The organism is Stutzerimonas stutzeri, from assembly GCF_000219605.1.
Lineage (GTDB): Bacteria > Pseudomonadota > Gammaproteobacteria > Pseudomonadales > Pseudomonadaceae > Stutzerimonas > Stutzerimonas stutzeri.
The window spans coordinates 2,795,624-2,814,481 of sequence record NC_015740.1 but is presented as its reverse complement, the minus strand read 5'-3'; the positions used below and the strand labels follow the sequence as shown (position 1 = coordinate 2,814,481).

20 protein-coding genes are annotated in these 18,858 nt (G+C 63.0%); 17 read left to right on the top strand and 3 right to left on the bottom strand.

The features are described from left to right. Positions 1 to 5: 5 nt before the first annotated feature. Positions 6 to 521, bottom strand: coding sequence for a DUF2062 domain-containing protein (locus PSTAB_RS13020; protein ID WP_011913748.1), 516 nt, complete (start codon positions 519 to 521; stop codon positions 6 to 8). Between the two features lie 145 nt (positions 522 to 666). Here PSTAB_RS13020 and PSTAB_RS13015 point away from each other — a divergent pair, with 145 nt between their 5' ends. From PSTAB_RS13015 to murB, 8 genes are all read left to right on the top strand, one after another. Next, positions 667 to 2,892: a DNA internalization-related competence protein ComEC/Rec2 gene (locus tag PSTAB_RS13015; protein WP_013983261.1), complete on the top strand. Its 2,226-nt coding sequence runs from the start codon at positions 667 to 669 to the stop codon at positions 2,890 to 2,892. A 71-nt stretch (positions 2,893 to 2,963) separates the two neighbouring features. Beyond that, complete coding sequence (locus PSTAB_RS13010) at positions 2,964 to 3,596, top strand: MotA/TolQ/ExbB proton channel family protein (RefSeq protein WP_013983260.1); 633 nt, start codon at positions 2,964 to 2,966, stop codon at positions 3,594 to 3,596. Next, positions 3,593 to 4,021 (top strand): ExbD/TolR family protein, encoded by a 429-nt coding sequence (locus PSTAB_RS13005; protein WP_013983259.1) that lies wholly within the window; start codon positions 3,593 to 3,595, stop codon positions 4,019 to 4,021. The genes PSTAB_RS13010 and PSTAB_RS13005 overlap by 4 nt, the downstream gene beginning before the upstream one ends. Then, a complete protein-coding gene (gene lpxK / locus PSTAB_RS13000) occupies positions 4,021 to 5,025 on the top strand; it encodes a tetraacyldisaccharide 4'-kinase (RefSeq protein WP_013983258.1) in 1,005 nt (334 codons plus the stop codon). The genes PSTAB_RS13005 and lpxK overlap by 1 nt, the downstream gene beginning before the upstream one ends. Positions 5,026 to 5,070: 45 nt before the next feature. After that, a complete protein-coding gene (locus PSTAB_RS12995; protein ID WP_011913743.1) occupies positions 5,071 to 5,256 on the top strand; it encodes a Trm112 family protein in 186 nt (61 codons plus the stop codon). Continuing rightward, on the top strand, positions 5,253 to 6,017 hold the full coding sequence (gene kdsB / locus PSTAB_RS12990) for a 3-deoxy-manno-octulosonate cytidylyltransferase (RefSeq protein WP_013983257.1): 765 nt from the start codon (positions 5,253 to 5,255) through the stop codon (positions 6,015 to 6,017). Before PSTAB_RS12995 ends, kdsB begins: the two co-directional genes overlap by 4 nt. Position 6,018: 1 nt before the next feature. Further along, the gene (locus PSTAB_RS12985) at positions 6,019 to 6,486 is read left to right on the top strand and encodes a low molecular weight protein-tyrosine-phosphatase (protein ID WP_013983256.1); all 468 of its coding nucleotides are present in this window, start codon (positions 6,019 to 6,021) and stop codon (positions 6,484 to 6,486) included. Continuing rightward, positions 6,483 to 7,502: a UDP-N-acetylmuramate dehydrogenase gene (gene murB / locus PSTAB_RS12980; RefSeq protein WP_013983255.1), complete on the top strand. Its 1,020-nt coding sequence runs from the start codon at positions 6,483 to 6,485 to the stop codon at positions 7,500 to 7,502. Before PSTAB_RS12985 ends, murB begins: the two co-directional genes overlap by 4 nt. 221 nt (positions 7,503 to 7,723) lie before the next feature. On the opposite strand, the gene rne is transcribed toward murB, so the two are convergent. After that, positions 7,724 to 10,891, bottom strand: a complete 3,168-nt coding sequence (rne, locus tag PSTAB_RS12975; protein ID WP_193384073.1) for a ribonuclease E — start codon at positions 10,889 to 10,891, stop codon at positions 7,724 to 7,726. A 551-nt stretch (positions 10,892 to 11,442) separates the two neighbouring features. On the opposite strand from rne, the gene rluC reads away from it, so the two are divergent. From rluC to sppA, 3 genes are read left to right on the top strand one after another with little or no spacing between them, the layout of a single operon-like run. Further along, the gene (rluC, locus tag PSTAB_RS12970) at positions 11,443 to 12,396 is read left to right on the top strand and encodes a 23S rRNA pseudouridine(955/2504/2580) synthase RluC (protein WP_013983253.1); all 954 of its coding nucleotides are present in this window, start codon (positions 11,443 to 11,445) and stop codon (positions 12,394 to 12,396) included. Further along, positions 12,389 to 13,075, top strand: a complete 687-nt coding sequence (locus PSTAB_RS12965; protein WP_013983252.1) for an HAD-IA family hydrolase — start codon at positions 12,389 to 12,391, stop codon at positions 13,073 to 13,075. The genes rluC and PSTAB_RS12965 overlap by 8 nt, the downstream gene beginning before the upstream one ends. Further along, complete coding sequence (sppA, locus tag PSTAB_RS12960; protein WP_011913736.1) at positions 13,065 to 14,048, top strand: signal peptide peptidase SppA; 984 nt, start codon at positions 13,065 to 13,067, stop codon at positions 14,046 to 14,048. Before PSTAB_RS12965 ends, sppA begins: the two co-directional genes overlap by 11 nt. Positions 14,049 to 14,064: 16 nt before the next feature. On the opposite strand, the gene PSTAB_RS12955 is transcribed toward sppA, so the two are convergent. Continuing rightward, complete coding sequence (locus tag PSTAB_RS12955; protein ID WP_013983251.1) at positions 14,065 to 14,643, bottom strand: Maf family protein; 579 nt, start codon at positions 14,641 to 14,643, stop codon at positions 14,065 to 14,067. Positions 14,644 to 14,747: 104 nt separating this feature from the next. Here PSTAB_RS12955 and PSTAB_RS12950 point away from each other — a divergent pair, with 104 nt between their 5' ends. The 6 genes from PSTAB_RS12950 to acpP all read left to right on the top strand — a co-directional run bounded on the left by PSTAB_RS12950 (position 14,748) and on the right by acpP (position 18,732). After that, entirely contained in the window at positions 14,748 to 15,275 is a 528-nt protein-coding gene (locus PSTAB_RS12950) for a YceD family protein (RefSeq protein WP_011913734.1), read from the top strand. Positions 15,276 to 15,287: 12 nt separating this feature from the next. Beyond that, positions 15,288 to 15,470, top strand: a complete 183-nt coding sequence (rpmF, locus tag PSTAB_RS12945; RefSeq protein WP_003293518.1) for a 50S ribosomal protein L32 — start codon at positions 15,288 to 15,290, stop codon at positions 15,468 to 15,470. A 3-nt stretch (positions 15,471 to 15,473) separates the two neighbouring features. Then, positions 15,474 to 16,544, top strand: a complete 1,071-nt coding sequence (gene plsX, locus PSTAB_RS12940; protein ID WP_013983249.1) for a phosphate acyltransferase PlsX — start codon at positions 15,474 to 15,476, stop codon at positions 16,542 to 16,544. Positions 16,545 to 16,605: 61 nt separating this feature from the next. Beyond that, positions 16,606 to 17,544, top strand: a complete 939-nt coding sequence (fabD, locus tag PSTAB_RS12935) for an ACP S-malonyltransferase (RefSeq protein ID WP_013983248.1) — start codon at positions 16,606 to 16,608, stop codon at positions 17,542 to 17,544. Between the two features lie 14 nt (positions 17,545 to 17,558). Beyond that, positions 17,559 to 18,302, top strand: coding sequence for a 3-oxoacyl-ACP reductase FabG (gene fabG, locus PSTAB_RS12930; protein ID WP_011913731.1), 744 nt, complete (start codon positions 17,559 to 17,561; stop codon positions 18,300 to 18,302). Positions 18,303 to 18,495: 193 nt separating this feature from the next. Beyond that, positions 18,496 to 18,732 (top strand): acyl carrier protein, encoded by a 237-nt coding sequence (acpP, locus tag PSTAB_RS12925; protein WP_003283670.1) that lies wholly within the window; start codon positions 18,496 to 18,498, stop codon positions 18,730 to 18,732. Positions 18,733 to 18,858 lie beyond the last annotated feature (126 nt).

Below are 18,858 nucleotides of genomic sequence, written 5' to 3'. Positions count from 1 at the left end.
GGCCGTCAACGACGGCCGTTCTGCCGCCGCCGCCAGCTGCGGCCAACCCACCACCGCCAGTAGGCTTGGGTGAATACATAACCGAGCACCGCCAGCACCAGCCCGCTGACCAGGGAGCCCAGGTACAGCGGCTGCCAGTTGTGCTGCAGCATGTAGCGTACCCAGGCCAGGCTCAGTTCTGCCGGCATGCTGGAGGCCGGGGTGTCCAGCAGCCAGGTGCCGATCTTGTAGTTGCAATAGAAGACCGGCGGCATGGTCAGCGGGTTGGTCAGCCAGACCAGCCCCACCGCGATCGGCAGATTGGCTCTGGAGGGCAGGGCGCAGACGGCCGCCGCGAGCATCTGCATCGGCATCGGGATCATGGCCCAGAACAAGCCGATCGCCATCGCGCGGGATACCGAATGTCGATTGAGATGCCAGAGATTGGGATCGTGAATCAGCGCGCCGAGAAAACGCAGGGACTTGTTAGTCTTGATGCGATCGGGGTGCGGCATGTAGCGTTTGAAAAAACGACGCGGCATGAAGGTTCTCTGAAGGCAGCAGCCGGGCGATTATGCCTTGAATCGCGGTGCGACGCTGACAGTAGTTTTGTGACATTACGTCTACGCCTGCGACAGATTGCCCCGCTTCGATAACGGTCCGGAAAGGATTTCTGGAGACTGAAAAATGCGCACATGGATGCTTGCGCTCGCCGCGGGTCTGGTCCTGCCACGCTTCCTTCCTGCCTTGCCCGCGCAGTGGTTCTGTGCGGCGCTGGCGGCTGTCGGACTGCTGCTCCTGCTGCGTCACCGCTGGGTGGCGCCGGGCTTTTTTCTGCTGGGTTTGAGCTGGGCCTGCTACCAGAGCCAGAGCGCCATCGACGACCGCTTACCGGCGTCCATGGACGGTCGTACGTTTTGGATCGAGGGACGGGTAGTGGGGTTGCCCAGCCGTATCGGCAATGTGGTGCGCTTCGAGCTCGACGACATCCAATCGCGCCATGCCGGGTTGCCATCGAAGGTGCGGCTGTCCTGGTATGACGGTCCGCTGCTGCAAGCCGGCGAGCGCTGGCGCCTGGCGGCGCGACTGAAGCGACCGCATGGCATGGTCAATCCCCACGCCTTCGATTACGAAGCCTGGTTGCTGGCGCGACGCATCGGCGCCGCGGGCACGATAAAGGCGGGCGAGCGCCTGACGGCGTCGGCGGCAAGCGACGGATGGCGCGATCAGCTTCGGGCGCGGCTCATGGCCGTTCCGGCATCCGATCGGCAGGGCGCCATCGCGGCACTGGTGGTGGGTGACGATTCCGGTTTGAGCCGCGGCGACTGGCAGGTGTTGCAGGACACCGGCACCGTCCACCTGATGGTCATCTCCGGACAGCACATCGGCATGCTGGCGGGGCTGCTCTATGGTCTGGTCGCATTGCTGGCTCGCCTGGGTGCGTGGCCGCGGCGGTTGCCCTGGTTGCCCTGGGCGTGCGGGCTGGCGTTAAGCGGTGCGCTGGCCTATGGCTGGCTGGCCGGTTTCGATGTACCGGTGCGTCGTGCCTGCCTGATGGTGACGGTGGTGCTTGTCTGGCGATTGCGCTTTCGCCATCTGGGTGTCTGGTTGCCGCTGCTGCTGGCGCTCGATGGTGTCCTGCTGTTCGATCCCCTGGTCACATTGCAGCCGGGGTTCTGGCTGTCGTTTGGAGCGGTGGCGGTTCTGGCATTGGCGTTCTCGGGGCGGCTCGGCTCATGGCGCTGGTGGATGGCCCTGACCCGGGCGCAGTGGGCGGCCACCCTTGGTCTGCTTCCGCTGTTGCTGGCCCTCGGATTGCCGGTAAGTGCGAGCGGGCCGCTGGCCAATCTGCTTGCCGTACCCTGGGTGAGTCTGACCGTGCCCTTTGCGTTGCTCGGTACGCTCCTGCTGCCCCTGGCCGGGGTTGGCGAAGCGCTGCTGTCGGTGGTCGGCTATTCGCTGGCATTGCTGTTCGACGTCCTGGCGGCGATAGCCAATTGGCAACCCGCCTGGATTGCGGTCGGCCTGCCCGTCTGGGCGCTGGCGTTAATCGGGCTGGGCGTCCTGTTGCTGTTGCTGCCCGCGGGTATTCCGCTGCGTTCGCTGGGTTTGCTGCTGCTGTTGCCGCTGGCGTTCCCGCCTCGTGTCGAGGTGCCAGACGGCCGGGCGCAGGTCTGGGTATTGGATGTGGGGCAGGGCCTGGCGGTGCTTGTACGCACCCGCGAGCATGCACTGCTCTACGATGCCGGGCCGAAGCAGGGCGACTTCGATACGGGCGAGCGGGTGGTCGTCCCTTCGCTCCGGACCCTTGGCGTGACTCGGTTGGATCTGCTGTTGCTGAGTCATGCCGATAATGATCATTCGGGCGGTGCGGACGCGGTTCAGCGGTTGCTGAGGGTTGATCGGGTGGTCAGTGGCGAGCCGTCGCGCCTTGCGCCTGATCTGGGCGCCGAACGTTGCGAAAGCGGTAGCAGCTGGCAGTGGAACGATGTGCGCTTCAGTCTGTGGCAATGGCAGATGGCACGCGACAGCAATCAGCACTCCTGCGTGCTGCAAATCGAGGCCAATGGTGAGCGGATCCTGCTCACCGGCGACATCGACCAGGCCGCGGAGCGGGCATGGCTGGCAAGCGGACAGCGCACCCCATCGCACTGGCTGTTGCTGCCCCACCATGGCAGCCGCAGCTCGTCGTCAGAACCGTTTCTGCGCGGCGTCGCCTCCCATGCCGCGCTGATCTCGCGCAGCCTGCACAATGCCTTCGGACACCCACACCCAAGCGTGGTCGAGCGGCTCGAGATCCTCGATATCCGGGCCTACGACACCGCCTTGCATGGCGCAATCCGCATAGAGCTGGGAAGCTTTTCGCCTCCTCGGCTACAACGTTCGCAGCGACGATTCTGGCGGGAAAAATGAGAACGGCGGCCGTCGGCGACCCGGCGACCCTATGCTAGAGTGGCGCCACTTTTTCGAGGGGGATTCATCTCGTGTGGGAGCTGGTCAAAGCAGGCGGCTGGATAATGCTGCCAATCATCCTGTGTTCCATCGCAGCCGCCGGCATCATCGCCGAGCGCCTATGGACGCTGCGTCCGAGCCGTGTCACACCTCCGCATCTGCTAGGCCAGGTCTGGAAGTGGATCAAGGACAAGAAGCTCAGCAACCAGAAACTCAAGGAGCTGCGCGCCGACTCCCCGCTGGGTGAGATCCTCGCCGCCGGCCTGAGCAATTCCAAGCGTGGTCGCGAGATCATGAAGGAGTGCATCGAGGAGGCCGCCGCCCGCGTCGTTCACGATCTGGAGCGCTATCTCAACGCCCTGGGCACCATCGCCGGCATTGCACCCTTGCTCGGTCTGCTGGGGACCGTGCTGGGCATGATCGAAATCTTCAGTGCCTTCATGGGCTCGGGCATGGCCAACGCACCGCTTCTCGCAGGAGGCATCGCCAAGGCGCTGATCACCACCGCTGCGGGCTTGATGGTCGGTATCCCCGCGCTGTTCTTCCATCGTTTCCTGCAGCGTCGCGTCGACGAACTCGTCGTCGGCATGGAGCAGGAGGCGATCAAGCTGGTGGAAGTGGTGCAGGGCGACCGCGATGTCGATCTCGGTGAGGAGAAGGCGTGAAATTCCGTCGCAAACCCCGGGAGAACGTGGAGATCGGACTCGCACCGCTGATCGACGTGGTGTTCATCCTGCTCCTGTTCTTCGTGGTCACCACCACCTTCACCCGTGAAACGCAGCTCAAGGTCGACCTGCCAGAAGCGGCCAGCGGCACACCGCCTCAGGATGCCGAGGTTCGCCAGCTGGAAGTGCTGATCGATGTGGCTGGCAATTATTCGCTCAATGGCAAGGCGCTGCTCAAGAGCGATCTGAATTCGCTGATGGCCGCGCTGAGCAAGGAGTCCGGCGGCGACAACCGGTTGCCGATGGTCATCAGCGCCGATGGCAAGACGCCGCACCAGGCGGTCATCACGGCGATGGATGCCGCAGGCAAGCTCGGCTTCGCCCAGCTGCGGATCACCACGGTCGAGGCGCAGGCGTCGCCCTGATGTCCGTCGCCGAGCGCCTGCAACGTGCCTGGTATCAGGGGCATCCGGCTTTGTGTCTGCTGGCGCCCCTGGAGCTGCTGTACCGGCGAGTGGTCGAAGCCAGGCGCCGGCGTTTCCTCGAAGATCCGAACACCTCCTATCGTGCTCCTGTTCCGGTTGTCGTCGTCGGTAACATCACCGTCGGTGGCACGGGCAAGACGCCGCTGATCCTCTGGTTGATCGAACACTGTCAACGTCGCGGGCTGCGTGTCGGGGTCGTCAGCCGTGGCTACGCTGCCGAGCCCCCGACGCTGCCGTGGCGGGTTCGCGCCGAGCACCCGGCACAGCACTGCGGCGATGAGCCTCTGCTGATCGTTCAGCGTACGGGGGTTCCGTTGATGATCGATCCTGATCGCGCGCGCGCCGTTCGTGCTCTGCTCGAGCAGGAGCCGCTCGATCTGATCCTCTCCGACGACGGTCTGCAGCACTACCGTCTGGCGCGCGATCTCGAACTGGTGCTGATCGATGCCGCGCGTGGGCTTGGCAACGGCCGCTGCCTGCCGGCTGGCCCCCTGCGTGAGCCGCCTGAGCGGCTTGGCGAGGTGGATGCCGTACTGTTCAACGGCGCCGCCGCCGATACCGTCGAAGGGTATGCGTTCAGCCTTCAGCCGGTTGGCCTGGTCGAGCTGAGTACCGGTCGACGTTGGCCGCTGGATCACTACCCGGCCGGCCAGCAGTTGCATGCGGTGGCGGGTATCGGCAACCCGCAGCGTTTCTTCGACACGCTCGAGACGCTACACTGGCGACCGATTCCGCACGCCTTCGCCGATCACGCCGATTACAGCCCGGAGCAGCTGAAGTTCAGCCCCGAGCTGCCACTGGTGATGACCGAGAAGGACGCGGTGAAATGCCGGGCGTTCGCACCCCCGGGTTGGTCGTATCTGCAGGTGCAGGCCGTGCCCTCCACGGCGTTCGTAACCTGGTTCGACGATCAGCTGGCGCGATTGCTGCCCGATCTCTCTTAAGCCGCTCGACCTGCCGCCGCGGTCGATCGCTTCCAAGGACTGCGCATGGATACCAAACTGCTCGACATTCTGGCCTGCCCACTATGCAAGGGGCCGTTGAAGCTCGCCGAGGACAAGTCGGAACTGATCTGCAAGGCCGATGGCCTGGCCTTTCCCGTGCGTGACGGCATCCCGGTAATGCTCGAGAGCGAAGCGCGTACTCTGGATGTGGATGAGCGTCTGGACAAATGAGCACCGCCTATACCGTCGTCATTCCGGCCCGCTACGCATCGACCCGATTGCCCGGCAAGCCGCTGCAGGACATCGCCGGCAAGCCGATGATCCGACACGTCTGGGAGCAGGCGCGCAAGAGCGCGGCTCAGCGTGTAGTGATTGCCACTGATGATCAGCGCATCGTCGATGCCTGCACAGCGTTTGGCGCAGAGGTCGTGCTGACCCGCGCCGAGCATAACTCCGGCACCGATCGTTTGGCCGAGGTGGCCGAGCAGCTTGGGCTGCCTGGCGATGCCATCGTGGTCAACGTGCAGGGCGACGAGCCGATGATTCCGCCGGCTGTAATCGACCAGGTCGCCGCCAATCTGGCGGACCATCCGGAGGCTGCCATCGCTACGCTGGCCGAACCTTTGGCGGATGCTCAGGCGCTGTTCAATCCCAATGTTGTCAAGGTGCTCTCGGATATCAACGGCCTGGCGCTGACCTTCAGCCGAGCGCCGCTGCCCTGGGCGCGTGACAGCTTTGCCGTGGACCGCAGCCAGCTACCGCCCGGAGTCCCTTACCGGCGGCACATCGGCATCTATGCCTACCGTGCTGAATTCCTGGCCGACTTCGTGTCCTGGGGCCCGTGCTGGCTGGAGGATACGGAGTGTCTGGAGCAGCTGCGTGCGCTCTGGCATGGGCGGCGCATCCATGTTGCCGATGCCGTCGAAACTCCTCCCGCCGGGGTCGACACGGCTGAGGACCTGGATCGGGTTCGCCGTTTGCTGGGTGGCTGACATGAAGGTGCTGTTCGTCTGCATGGGCAATATCTGCCGTTCGCCCACGGCCGAGGGTGTGTTTCGCCAGCGGATCGAGCAGGCCGGCCTTGGCGCGCGAGTCGAGATCGATTCCGCCGGAACCGGCGACTGGCATGTCGGCAAGGCGCCAGACCAGCGGGCGTGCGAGGCGGCGAGACGGCGTGGTTACAGGCTCGACGCCTTGCGCGCCCGGCAGGTTTCCATTGCGGACTTCCAGCGCTTCGATCTCATCCTGGCAATGGATCACGACAATCTGGCACGGCTGCAGGCTCTGCGCCCGAAACACGGCGCCAAGGCGGAAGTCGACCTGCTGCTGCGTCGCTACGGGCTTGGCTGCGACGTAGTGCCCGACCCTTACTATGGCGAAGCAGACGGCTTCGACAACGTGCTGAATCTCATCGAAGAGGCCAGTGATGCGCTGCTCGCCGAGATAAAGGGGCGACTGTGAGCCTTACCATAGAAGCAAACCGCTCCCTCAAGCCATTCAACACCTTTGCCGTAGACCAGCGTGCCCAATATTTCGCCGAGGCGCTCAGTGATGCCGATGTGTATGAGGCGATTGCCCGTGCGCGCCAGCTTGGGGTGCCGCTTCTGCCGCTCGGTGGCGGAAGCAACCTGCTACTGACTCGCGATGTGCCGGCCCTGGTGCTGCACATGGCCAGTCGAGGCAAGCGGATCATCGACGAGTCGGCCGCTCAGGTGATCGTCGAGGTGGAGGCCGGGGAGCCCTGGCATCCCTTCGTGCTCTGGAGTCTGGAGCAGGGCCTGATGGGGCTGGAAAACCTGAGCCTGATCCCCGGGACCGTGGGCGCTTCACCGATTCAGAACATCGGTGCCTATGGGGTCGAGATCAAGGATGTCTTCTCCGGTCTCACGGCGCTGGATATCGAAACCGGGGCGCTTCGGGACTTCGCGCTGGCCGACTGCGCATTCGCCTATCGCGACAGCGTTTTCAAGCAGATGCCGGGGCGCTATCTGATCCTGCGGGTGCGTTTCGCTCTGCGCCGCCAGGCCCCGTTGCATCTCGAATACGGCCCGATCCGCCAGTGGCTGGCGGAGCAGGGGATCGTCGAGCCCACGGCTGTGGATGTCAGCCGTGCGGTCAGCGCCATTCGCAGTGAAAAGCTGCCGGACCCGCGGGAGCTGGGCAATGCCGGGAGTTTCTTCAAGAATCCGCTGGTGAGCGCCGAGACGGCGCATGCACTTCGCGCGGCTTATCCCGATCTTGTCGCCTATCCGCAGGACGCTGGCTTGGTAAAGCTCGCTGCCGGCTGGCTGATCGAAAGAGCTGGCTGGAAGGGGTTTCGCGATGGCGACGCCGGCGTTCATCGGCTGCAGGCGCTGGTGCTGGTGAACCATGGACAGGCTACCGGCGAGCAGCTGCTGGAGCTGGCGCGACGGATCCAGGCCGACGTGCTCGAACGCTTCGATGTCTGCCTGGAAATCGAGCCGAACGTGCTCTGATCGGTGGTCGATGGCCTGGAACCGGCCTGGATGGGCAACGTTCGCCGGTCCCAATGAGATAGCGGTACCTGACGCCCGATGCAATGCAACGGGCGTTCTTGTATCTGCCGCTACGTTCGCCGGGGCTCCTCTGCGCTAGAGCTAGATGCAACGCATCCTCAGGGCTGGACGAAAACAAAAAAAGAGATGCCGAAGCATCCCTTTTTCAACACCCGTGCCGCTTAGCCTTGCGGCTTCTCACGGTTGTCCGGTTCGGTGCCTTGAGCAGGCTGCTCCGATTCCTCGGCAGCAGGCTGAGGCGCCTCGTCGAGTGCTGGCGCTACCGGCTTGTGCTCGCTTGCATCGTCGGCAGGCACTTGCTCGGCAACCAGTTCGGTCGACTGTTGCTCCACTGCGGGCTGCTGCTGGGCAGGCACAGGCTCTATCGTCTGCTCGGGCTGAGCGTCTGCTGCCTGCTGAGCGACGGGCAGCTCCGGCTGCGTGTCCACGACCGGCTCGCTGGCGACGATCTCAGGGCTCGCCAGCGGTTGCTCCGCTGCGGCCTTGGCTTCGGCTTCAGCTGCCTCCTTGGCCAGGCGCTCGGCTTCGCGTTGACGGCGACGAACCTCGCGCGGATCGTTCGGTGCGCGGCCGCTCGGCGTCAGCGTCGGGGTGGCAGCCAGTGTCGCTTCGGGCTTCTCGACAATAGGCTCCGGGACGGGCTGGGGCGCTGCTTCCGGCTGGGCGACCTGCGCTACCTCTTGCGGCGCTTCCTCGGCCGGCTGTACCGGAATATCGGTCGGCGCCTCGGCTGGTGCAGGTTCTTCGCTGGCTTTGCGCTCGTCGATGCCTTCGCTCGCAGCAGGCTGGGCGACTGGCGCGTGTTCGACGATCGTAGCGACGCCTTCGCTGCTGGTCTGAATCACCGTGTCTTCGGCCAGCGTCGCCTGGGGCGCGGCTTCGGTGTCGGCGGTGTTCGCGGCCAGGGCGGCGGCAGTAGCGGCGATGGCGATTTCCTCGGTCTTCACCGGGGCATTGCTCTCGTCGGCGTCTTCGATTTCGTTGCCGTTGGCATCGCGCTGGCGTTCGCGACGGTTGCTGCGACGACGCTGACCACGGGAGCGACGACGTGGTCGCTCGCTGTCGTTGCCTTCCGCGCCTTCGTTGGCTTCCTGAGCATCTTCGGTCTCGCCGATTTCCAGGGCCTGCTGCAGCAGTTCATCCGCAGGCGCAGCCTGCTGTTCGGCGCGCGGCTTGCGCTCTTCGCGCGGGGCGCGGGGCTCGCGGGGCTGGCGCTCGGCCTGCTCCTCCTGCGCTACTGTCGGTGCTTCGTCGATAGGAGCACGCAGTTCACGCTTGCGCTCTTCGCGGGGCTTGCGCTCTTCTCGCGGGGCACGCTCGCGACGTGGCTGGGCTTCAGCGGCCTCTGCCTGCTCGCGGGGCTTGCGCTCCTCGCGCGGCGGGCGTGGCTGGCGCTCTTCACGCGGCTGACGTTCTTCGCGAGCCTGGCGCTCCTCGCGGGGTTGCCGTTCTTCACGCGGCTGACGCTCTTCACGCGGTTTGCGCTCCTCGTCACGCCCATTGCGGGAATCGCGGCGGCGATTCTGTTGACGGCCGCTGCGGCGCTCGTCGTTGCGCTGCGGACGGGCGGATGCCGGCTTCTTCTCCACTTGCGCCGCGGCCTGGGGCTCTTCGGCCTTGCCCGCGAACAGACCAACCAGCGATTTGATCAGGCCCTTGAACAGGCTTGGTTCCTGCGCGGGCGTGGCCACGGGCGCTTCCGCAGGCGCCGGCGCGGCGCTGGTGGCGGGTGCGCTACGCTGCGGTGCGGTCTTGACCGCGGCCTCCTGGCGAACCAGGGTGCGAGTCGAACTGACCGGCTGGACTTCTTCGGTCTCGCTCTGGCTCATTTCGTAGCTGGCCTGGCCGGCGATGATCTCCGGGCTGTCGTCACGCAGGCGCTGAACTTCGAAGTGCGGCGTTTCCAGGTGGTCGTCCGGCAGGATGAAGATGCGCGCGCGGGTGCGCAGTTCGATCTTGGTGATGGCGTTGCGCTTTTCATTGAGCAGGAACGCCGCGACCTGGAAGGGCACGCGGGCGCGGACTTCGGCGGTGCGATCCTTGAGGGCCTCTTCTTCGATCAGGCGCAGGATCGCCAGTGACAGCGATTCGACGTCGCGGATGATGCCCTGGCCGTTACAGCGCGGGCAGACGATGCCGCTGGTTTCGCCCAGGGAAGGGCGCAGGCGCTGGCGAGACATTTCCAGCAGGCCGAAACGCGAAATGCGGCCGACCTGAATGCGCGCGCGGTCGGCTTCCAACGCTTCGCGCATCTTTTCTTCGACGGCGCGCTGGTTCTTGGCCGGGGTCATGTCGATGAAGTCGATCACGATCAAACCGCCGATGTCACGCAGGCGCAGCTGGCGGGCGATTTCCTCGGCCGCTTCCAGGTTGGTCTGCAGTGCGGTCTCTTCGATGTCGCCGCCTTTGGTGGCGCGCGCCGAGTTGATGTCGATGGACACCAGGGCTTCGGTCGGGTCGATGACGATGGAGCCGCCGGAAGGCAGTTTCACTTCACGCTGGAAGGCCGTTTCGATCTGGCTTTCGATCTGGAAGCGGTTGAACAGCGGCACGCTGTCTTCGTACAGCTTGATCTTGCTGGCGTACTGCGGCATCACCTGCTGGATGAAGCTCAGCGCCTCGTCCTGCGCCTCGACGCTGTCGATCAGCACTTCGCCGATGTCCTGGCGCAGGTAGTCGCGGATGGCGCGAATGATGACGTTGGATTCCTGATAGATCAGGAATGGCGCGGCGCGATCCTGGGAGGCGTCTTTCACCGCGGTCCAGAGCTGCAGCAGGTAGTCGAGATCGCACTGCAGTTCTTCGCTGGAGCGGCCCAGGCCGGCGGTGCGCACGATGAGGCCCATGTCGGCTGGAATATTCAGGCCATTGAGCGCTTCGCGCAGCTCATTGCGCTCTTCGCCCTCGATGCGGCGCGAAATGCCGCCAGCGCGCGGATTGTTCGGCATCAGCACCAGATAACGGCCGGCGAGGCTGATGAAGGTGGTCAGGGCCGCACCCTTGTTGCCACGTTCTTCCTTTTCGACCTGGACGATGACTTCCTGGCCTTCGCGCAGCACATCCTTGATGTTTACGCGGCCTTCAGGCGACTTGCTGAAGTACTCGCGGGAGATTTCCTTGAGGGGGAGGAAGCCGTGCCGTTCGGCACCGAAGTCAACGAAGGCGGCTTCGAGACTGGGCTCGACGCGGGTGATCTTGCCCTTGTAGATGTTGGCTTTCTTCTGTTCGCGGGCACCGGATTCGATGTCCAGATCGAACAGGCGTTGGCCGTCGACCAGTGCGACACGCAACTCTTCAGGCTGAGTTGCGTTAATTAGCATTCTTTTCATGTAGTACCGTCGGTTTCCGTGGCATCCGGAAACGGCGTTCGGCACACACGACTCTCGCGGTCGGTGTCAGGTGAGTCAGGAATGGTTGTAAGGCACTCCAGTGTCCAGCGATGTGCGGCCAAATGGACCGGCGTCGCGACGACGTCTCCTGCTTGCTGTCGGAACAGAAGCAATGGTTCGGGAGGAGGAATCAGGCATCGGTAGCGGACGGAATGGAGCGTCTGTGAAAGCCTTTGCTACGCAATCCGATGCTGTGCATCTCCACCCAACACGCATACTTTGAAAATCGGGTGCCGCTCGCAGAATCCGGGGAGCGGGTTGTTATCGCGATTCCCCAGTGGGGGCACGCATCATGTCTTCAAGGCTTGTTTCGCAACTTCACCGCTACTTGAGGGAAGCTCCGTCGGACGGCCTCACGTCCTCGAACATTTTTGCCAGTCAGGGCGGGCGTATCATTGGCCTCCCGTGACCTGGCCGCTTTTGGCGGCGTTCGCGACTATAACAGCAATGTTTAAGTGCTTCAATTCCATGAAAATTGGTATGATGCCGCGATGACCAATACCCCCTCCCAGACCTCCGGTGTGCAAATACTCGAGGTCGCGCCGGAACTTGCCGGCCAGCGCATCGACAACTTCCTTCGTACCCAGCTCAGAGGCGTTCCCAAGACGCTGATCTACCGCATCCTGCGCAAAGGCGAGGTGCGGGTGAACAAGGGGCGGATCAAACCCGAGTACAAGCTGCAGGCCGGCGATCTCGTGCGCGTGCCGCCGTTGCGTCTGGCCGAGCGAGACGAGCCCGAGCCGCTGGCCCAGGGGCTGCTGGAGCGGCTGGAGAGTGCCATCGTCTACGAGGACAAGGCGCTCATCGTGCTGAACAAGCCGGCCGGCATCGCCGTGCACGGCGGCAGCGGGCTGTCCTATGGCGTGATAGAGGCGTTGCGCCAGCTCCGCCCGGACGCCAAGGAGCTTGAACTGGTCCATCGCCTCGATCGGGATACGTCCGGCCTGCTGATGGTCGCCAAGAAGCGCAGCATGCTGCGCCATTTGCATCAGGCGCTACGTGGCGACGGTGTGGACAAGCGTTACATGGCGCTGGTGCGCGGCCGCTGGGATACCTCGAAGAAGCAGGTCAGTGCGCCGCTTCTGAAGAATACCCTGCGTTCCGGAGAGCGCATGGTCGAAGTGACCGAGGACGGCAAAGAGGCGCTGACGCTGTTTCGTGTGCTGCGTCGTTTCGGTGATTTCGCGACGCTGGTCGAGGCCAAGCCGGTGACCGGGCGTACACACCAGATTCGTGTGCATGCACGCCATGCGGGGCACAGTATCGCCGGGGACAGCAAGTATGGTGACGAGGACTTCACTCGCGAGGTTCGCGAGTTGGGTGGCAAACGTCTGTTTCTGCATGCCTATGCGCTGAAGGTGCCCCTGCCGGATGGCGGGGAGCTGTCGCTGGAGGCACCGGTCGACGAGGTGTGGGCTCGCACGCTGGAGCGTCTCGGTGAGTAACTACAAGGTTCTGATATTCGATTGGGATGGCACCTTGGTCGATTCGATCGGGCGTATCGTCGAATCGATCCATGTTGCAGCTCGGTCCTGTGGCCTGCCGCAAGTCGACGACACGGCGGTCAAGGGCATCATCGGGCTGGCGCTACCTGAGGCCGTCGAGGTGCTGTACCCGGGACAGGTCGATGCGGCGCGGGTCGAGGCGTTTCGCCACCATTACGGTGAACATTACCTGGGGTTGGAAGCTCAGCCTTCCATGCCGTACCCAGGTGTCACCGAAGCACTCTCGGAGTTCCGCGAGGCCGGTTATCTGCTCGCGGTGGCGACCGGCAAAGGGCGTCGTGGGCTCGATCGCGTCCTGGCGGGGCAGGGGTGGGAAGACTTGTTCGATATCACGCGTTGCGCGGATGAAACGGCAAGCAAGCCTGATCCTCTGATGATTCACGAGATCCTCGCGCATTGCGGTGTCCGCCCGGAGCGGGCGCTGATGATCGGGGATTCGGTGTTCGATCTGCAGATGGCTCATCGCGCTGGGGTGGACAGCGTTGCGGTTGGCTACGGTGCGCAGCCGCTGCATGTTCTGCAGCAGTACGAGCCGCGCCTGGGGATCGATCATTTTTCGGAGCTCGGCAGTTGGCTGCGCTCCATGGCTGGTTCTGAGGTGAATGCATATGTCGGATGAATGGAAAGCTCCGGTGGATGAGTCCAAGGACGATCGCAGCAGCTGGAAGTTGCTGGAAAAGACCCTGCTTGCGGGCGTTCAGGAGCAGCGGCGTGCTCGGCGGTGGGGAATATTCTTCAAGCTTTTGACTTTCATCTATTTGTTCGGAGCGCTGGCGCTGTTTTCGCCGGCGCTGCAGCTAGGGAAAGGCAAGGCTGCGCGGGAGAGTCATACCGCGGTGATCAACGTGCGCGGAATGATTGCCGATGAGGAATCCGCGAGTGCGGATAACATCGTGGGCGCCTTGCGTGCGGCCTTCGAGGACGCCAATACGAAGGGTGTGATCCTGCGCATCAACAGCCCTGGCGGCAGTCCGGTTCAGTCGGGCTACATCTATGACGAGATTCGTCGCTTGCGCGGCGAGTACCCGGCCATCAAGGTCTATGCGGTGATCACCGATCTGGGTGCTTCGGGTGCCTATTACATCGCCAGTGCGGCCGATGAGATCTACGCGGACAAGTCCAGTCTGGTCGGCTCGATCGGAGTGACCGCGGCCACCTTCGGTTTTGTCGATACCATGGAGAAGCTCGGTGTCGAGCGTCGTGTGTATACCGCGGGCGAGCACAAGGCGTTTCTGGACCCGTTTCAGCCAGAAAAGCCGGAGGAGACCCGGTTCTGGCGAAGTGTTCTGGCGACCACTCATCAGCAGTTCATCGATAGCGTCAAGCGTGGGCGCGGTGAGCGTCTCCAGGATGCGCAGCATCCGGAGTTGTTCTCAGGGTTGATCTGGTCCGGCGAGCAGGCACTGGAGTTGGGGTTGGTCGACGGTCTGGGCAGTACCGCCTACGTCGCACGCGAGGTCGTCGGCGAGCCGGAGATCGTTGATTTCACGGTGAAGGAGTCGCCATTCGATCGTTTCACCAAGAAACTGGGAACCAGCGTCGCCGAGCGTCTGGCGATTCTTGCTGGGCTGCAGGGGCCGGCGCTGCGCTAGCTGTGGATGGGCGTCGTCAGGGAATGTCGATGCCTTCGTTCAGTAGCATGTCTACCAGGCGAATCAGCGGCAGCCCCACCAGGCTGGTGACGTCCTCGCCTTCGGTCGAGCGGAAAAGGCTGATGCCCAGTCCTTCGGCCTTGAAGCTGCCGGCGCAGTCGAAGGGTTGTTCTGCTTTCAGGTAGCGTTCGATGCGTGCCTCGTCGAGCGTCCGGAAGTGCACGATGAAAGGCACGCAGTCGGTCTGGATGGTTCCGGTTTCGCTGTTGAGCAGTGCCAGTCCGGTGAGAAAGGTTACCTTGCTGCCACTGGCGGCCTGTAATTGCAGCTTCGCGCGTTCGAATGTGTGCGGTTTGCCGAGAATGTCCCTGCCCAATACTGCAGCCTGATCGGAGCCAATGATGAGATGGCCGGGGTAGTGCTCGGCCAGTGCTCTGGCCTTATGCTCGGCAAGGCGGCGCACCAATTGCTCGGCTGTCTCGCCTGGTAACGGAGATTCGTCGATGTCCGGTGCGCAGCTGGTGAAAGGCAGTTGCAGGCGGGACAGCAGTTCCCGACGATAACGAGAGCTGGATGCGAGAAGCAGGGGGCGCATGTTTCCTCCTTTATATATAGCGGCTGGCATTGTATGCGCTGCGTCGTGAAGCTGGGCGGAATTCCTTTGACAGGTGACAGGCACGTCCCTAGAATGCCGCGCTTATGTTGAAAGGACCGATACCTCCGCACGTAGATCCGCGCAAGCTCGCAGACCGAGCGGCCACTCTTGAGGGTGCGCTGCAGTTGTCGCAGCTCAAGCGGCTCACCGATCCTCTCGAAGATGATCAGGGTGTGGTGCGCGCCAGTTTTGCCTTCGGGCGCGACGAGCAGCGTACTGTGGTTATCCACAGTCAGCTCGACGTTGAGGTCAAGATGATCTGCCAGCGTTGTCTGGAGCCGGTTGTTCTGCCAATTCACAGCGAGTGCGATTATGCCGTTGTGAATGAAGGCGCGAGCAGCCTGCACCTGCCCAAAGGCTATGACGTGCTGGAAGTGGGAGAGGATCCTCTGGATCTGCTGGCGCTGGTCGAAGACGAGCTGTTGCTTGCTCTGCCGATTGTTCCACTCCATGACCCTGAAATTTGCCAGCCGCCGGTTGGGCCAGATGAGCCTGAGCCGAGTGAGGACGAGGTAACGCGGTCCAACCCGTTCAGCGTACTGGCGCAGTTAAAGCGTGACCCAAACGTTTAGGAGTTGATCCAAATGGCTGTTCAGCAGAACAAAAAATCCCGTTCCGCCCGTGACATGCGTCGTTCGCACGACGCGCTCGAGCCGAACGCTCTGTCCGTGGAAAAGAGCACCGGTGAAGTTCACCTGCGTCACCACGTTTCCCCGGACGGTTTCTACCGTGGTCGCAAGGTGATCGACAAGGGCGCTGACGAGTAATCCTTGTCCGCTCCGGTCATCGCGATCGACGCAATGGGTGGGGACTTCGGTCCCCACTGCATTGTTCCGGCCAGCCTTTCCTGCCTGGCTGAAAACCCCTCGCTGCATCTGGTCCTCGTCGGCCAATCCTCTCTACTCGAACAGCTGGTCGCCAAGCATCCCGGTGTCGATCGTGCGCGCCTGAAGATCGTCGATGCGCCCGAAATGGTTACGATGGACGAGCGGCCCGCTCAGGCCTTGCGCGGCAAACCACGTTCCTCGATGCGTGTAGCGCTCGAGCAGGTGCGTGACGGTGGTGCGCAAGCCTGCGTGAGTGCCGGCAATACCGGCGCGCTGATGGCGTTGGCGCGCCAGGTGCTGAAAACCCTTCCAGGTATCGACCGTCCGGCCATGGTGACCGCACTTCCGACGCGGGGTGCTCCGTGCCTGTTGCTGGACCTCGGTGCAAATGTCGACTGTCCGGCCGAGCAGCTCTATCAGTTCGCGGTGATGGGGGCCGTGGCGGCGGAATCCCTGGGCAGGCAGCAGCCTCGGGTCGCGCTGTTGAATGTCGGCACCGAAGAAATCAAGGGCAATCAGCAGGTCAAGCTCGCGGCTGCGTTGCTGCAGCAGGCGGCTGGCCTCAACTATCGTGGTTTCATCGAGGGCGATGGGCTGTATCGCGGCGAAGCAGACGTCGTGGTATGCGATGGTTTCGTCGGTAACATCTTGCTCAAATCCAGCGAGGGTCTGGCTGGCATGCTGGTCGCCAAGGTCGAGGCGCTGTTCAGGCGCTCGATTGCAGCACGTATCGTTGGTGCTGTTGCGTTGCCGCTGTTGCGTCGATTGCGCGCGGAGCTCAATCCGGCGCAGTACAACGGTGCTAGTTTTCTGGGCCTGCAGGGAATCGTGGTCAAGAGTCACGGCAGTGCTGGCGCTGATGGATTCAAGGCGGCCATTCGCCGCGCAGCGCAGGATGTCGAGCATGATCTTCCCGCGCAGCTACGAGACCGTCTCGGGCAGTTTTTCAGGGTCGATGGGTCATCCGGTGGGACGGATGATGTGACCGCTCGAGATGGCTGGCCATCCAACTGAAATTCGGTACGCCTGCATGGGCGTGTTCTTCAGACGAACAGAACCATAAGAGAGCCGTTTCATGTCCGCATCACTCGCTTTCGTCTTTCCCGGTCAGGGTTCGCAATCGCTCGGCATGCTGGCCGAGCTTGGTGCTCAGCAGCACGTCATCATCGACACCTTCGCCGAAGCGTCCGCTGCGCTGGGTTATGACCTCTGGGCGCTGACTCAGCAGGGGCCGGAAGAGCAGCTCAATCAGACCGACAAGACCCAGCCGGCTATTCTTGCAGCCTCTGTCGCGCTCTGGCGCCTGTGGCAGGCAGAGGGTGGTCCGCGACCTGCCTTCGTTGCCGGGCATAGCCTCGGCGAGTATTCGGCGCTGGTAGCTGCCGGTAGCCTGCCGTTCGCCGATGCAGTCAAGCTGGTCGAGCTGCGCGGGCAGCTGATGCAGCAGGCGGTGCCGGCCGGCCAGGGCGGTATGGCAGCGATCCTTGGCCTCGAAGACGCCGATGTATTGGCCGCATGCGCCGAAGCCGCACAGGGTGAGGTGGTCAGTGCGGTCAACTTCAACGCGCCGGGTCAGGTAGTGATCGCTGGTAGTGCTGCGGCCGTGGAGCGCGCCATCGAGGCGTGCAAGGCCAAGGGGGCCAAGCGCGCAATGGCGCTGCCGGTCAGTGTACCGTCGCATTGTGATCTCATGCGCCCAGCGGCCGAGCGCTTCGCCGCGTCGGTCGAGGCAATCGCCTGGCAGGCGCCGCAGATTCCGCTGGTACAGAACGTCAGCGCGGCCGTGGTGGCCGATCTGGATGCGCTCAAGCGCGATCTGCTGGCGCAGCTGTACAGCCCGGTGCGCTGGGTCGAATCCATGGTGGCCCTGGGTGACCGCGGAGTGACTTCGCTGGTCGAGTGCGGCCCCGGCAAGGTTCTGTCCGGTCTCAACAAGCGCTGCGTCAAAGGCGTCAGCACCTACAATCTCGATACCCCCGAAGCCTTTGCCGCGACTCGTGACGCATTGGCTTGAACAAGGAGAATGCTATGAATCTGCAAGGTAAGGTGGCGCTGGTAACTGGCGCGAGCCGCGGGATCGGCCAGGCCATTGCCCTTGAGCTGGGTCGTCAGGGCGCAATCGTGATCGGCACTGCAACCACATCGTCTGGTGCGGAGCGCATCGCCGAAACGCTGAAGAACAACGGCATCGAAGGTGCCGGTCTGGTGCTCGACGTCGGTAACGACGAATCCGTCAGCAGCACCCTGGAGCACATTCAGCAGCATCTCGGGCAGCCGGCGATCTTGGTCAACAATGCCGGGATCACACGCGATAACCTGATGCTGCGTATGAAAGATGATGAATGGTATGACGTCATCAATACCAATCTGAACAGTCTGTATCGCCTTTCCAAGGCCGTGCTGCGTGGCATGACCAAGGCGCGTTGGGGGCGGATCATCAATATCGGTTCGGTGGTTGGTGCCATGGGTAACGCCGGGCAGGTAAACTACGCCGCAGCCAAGGCCGGTCTGGAGGGTTTCAGCCGTGCATTGGCTCGTGAGGTCGGTTCGCGTGGTATCACGGTGAACTCCGTGGCGCCTGGTTTCATCGATACCGACATGACTCGCGAGTTGCCGGAAGCCCAGCGTGATGCGCTCCTGGGGCAGATTCCCCTGGGACGTCTCGGTCAGGCCGAAGAGATTGCCAAGGTCGTCGCGTTTCTTGCATCGGATGGTGCTGCCTATGTCACTGGTGCAACGGTGCCGGTGAACGGCGGCATGTACATGAGCTGAGTGTGACGCCAAACGCAGGAGGACAGTCAAACGGCTGTCTTTAAATTAGCTATAAAACTGCAGCTGGTTTATAGACAGATGGTTGAAGGGCAGGCCATGCTTGCCTGCTTCCAACTTGAAATGCGGAAAACGCTTTCTATACACTACCGCGCAGACCAGCTGCCTGATTTTTCCATAGGAGTGAAAACAAGGTATGAGCACCATCGAAGAACGCGTCAAGAAAATCGTTGCCGAGCAACTTGGCGTTAAAGAAGAGGAAGTAACCAACAGCGCTTCCTTCGTCGAAGACCTGGGTGCCGACTCTCTTGACACCGTTGAGCTGGTGATGGCTCTGGAAGAGGAATTCGAGACCGAGATCCCGGACGAGCAGGCTGAGAAGATCACCACCGTTCAGGAAGCCATCGATTACATCAACGCGCACGCGCAGTAAGTTGTAATCCGCTCGGAATCAAGAAAGCCGCACTGCCTTGATCGGGTAGTGCGGCTTTTCTTTGAGAGGGATTTTATCGAGGCTGCGGGCGCTTGCCTTGCGCTCGAACCGTTCCTGTCGCGGCAG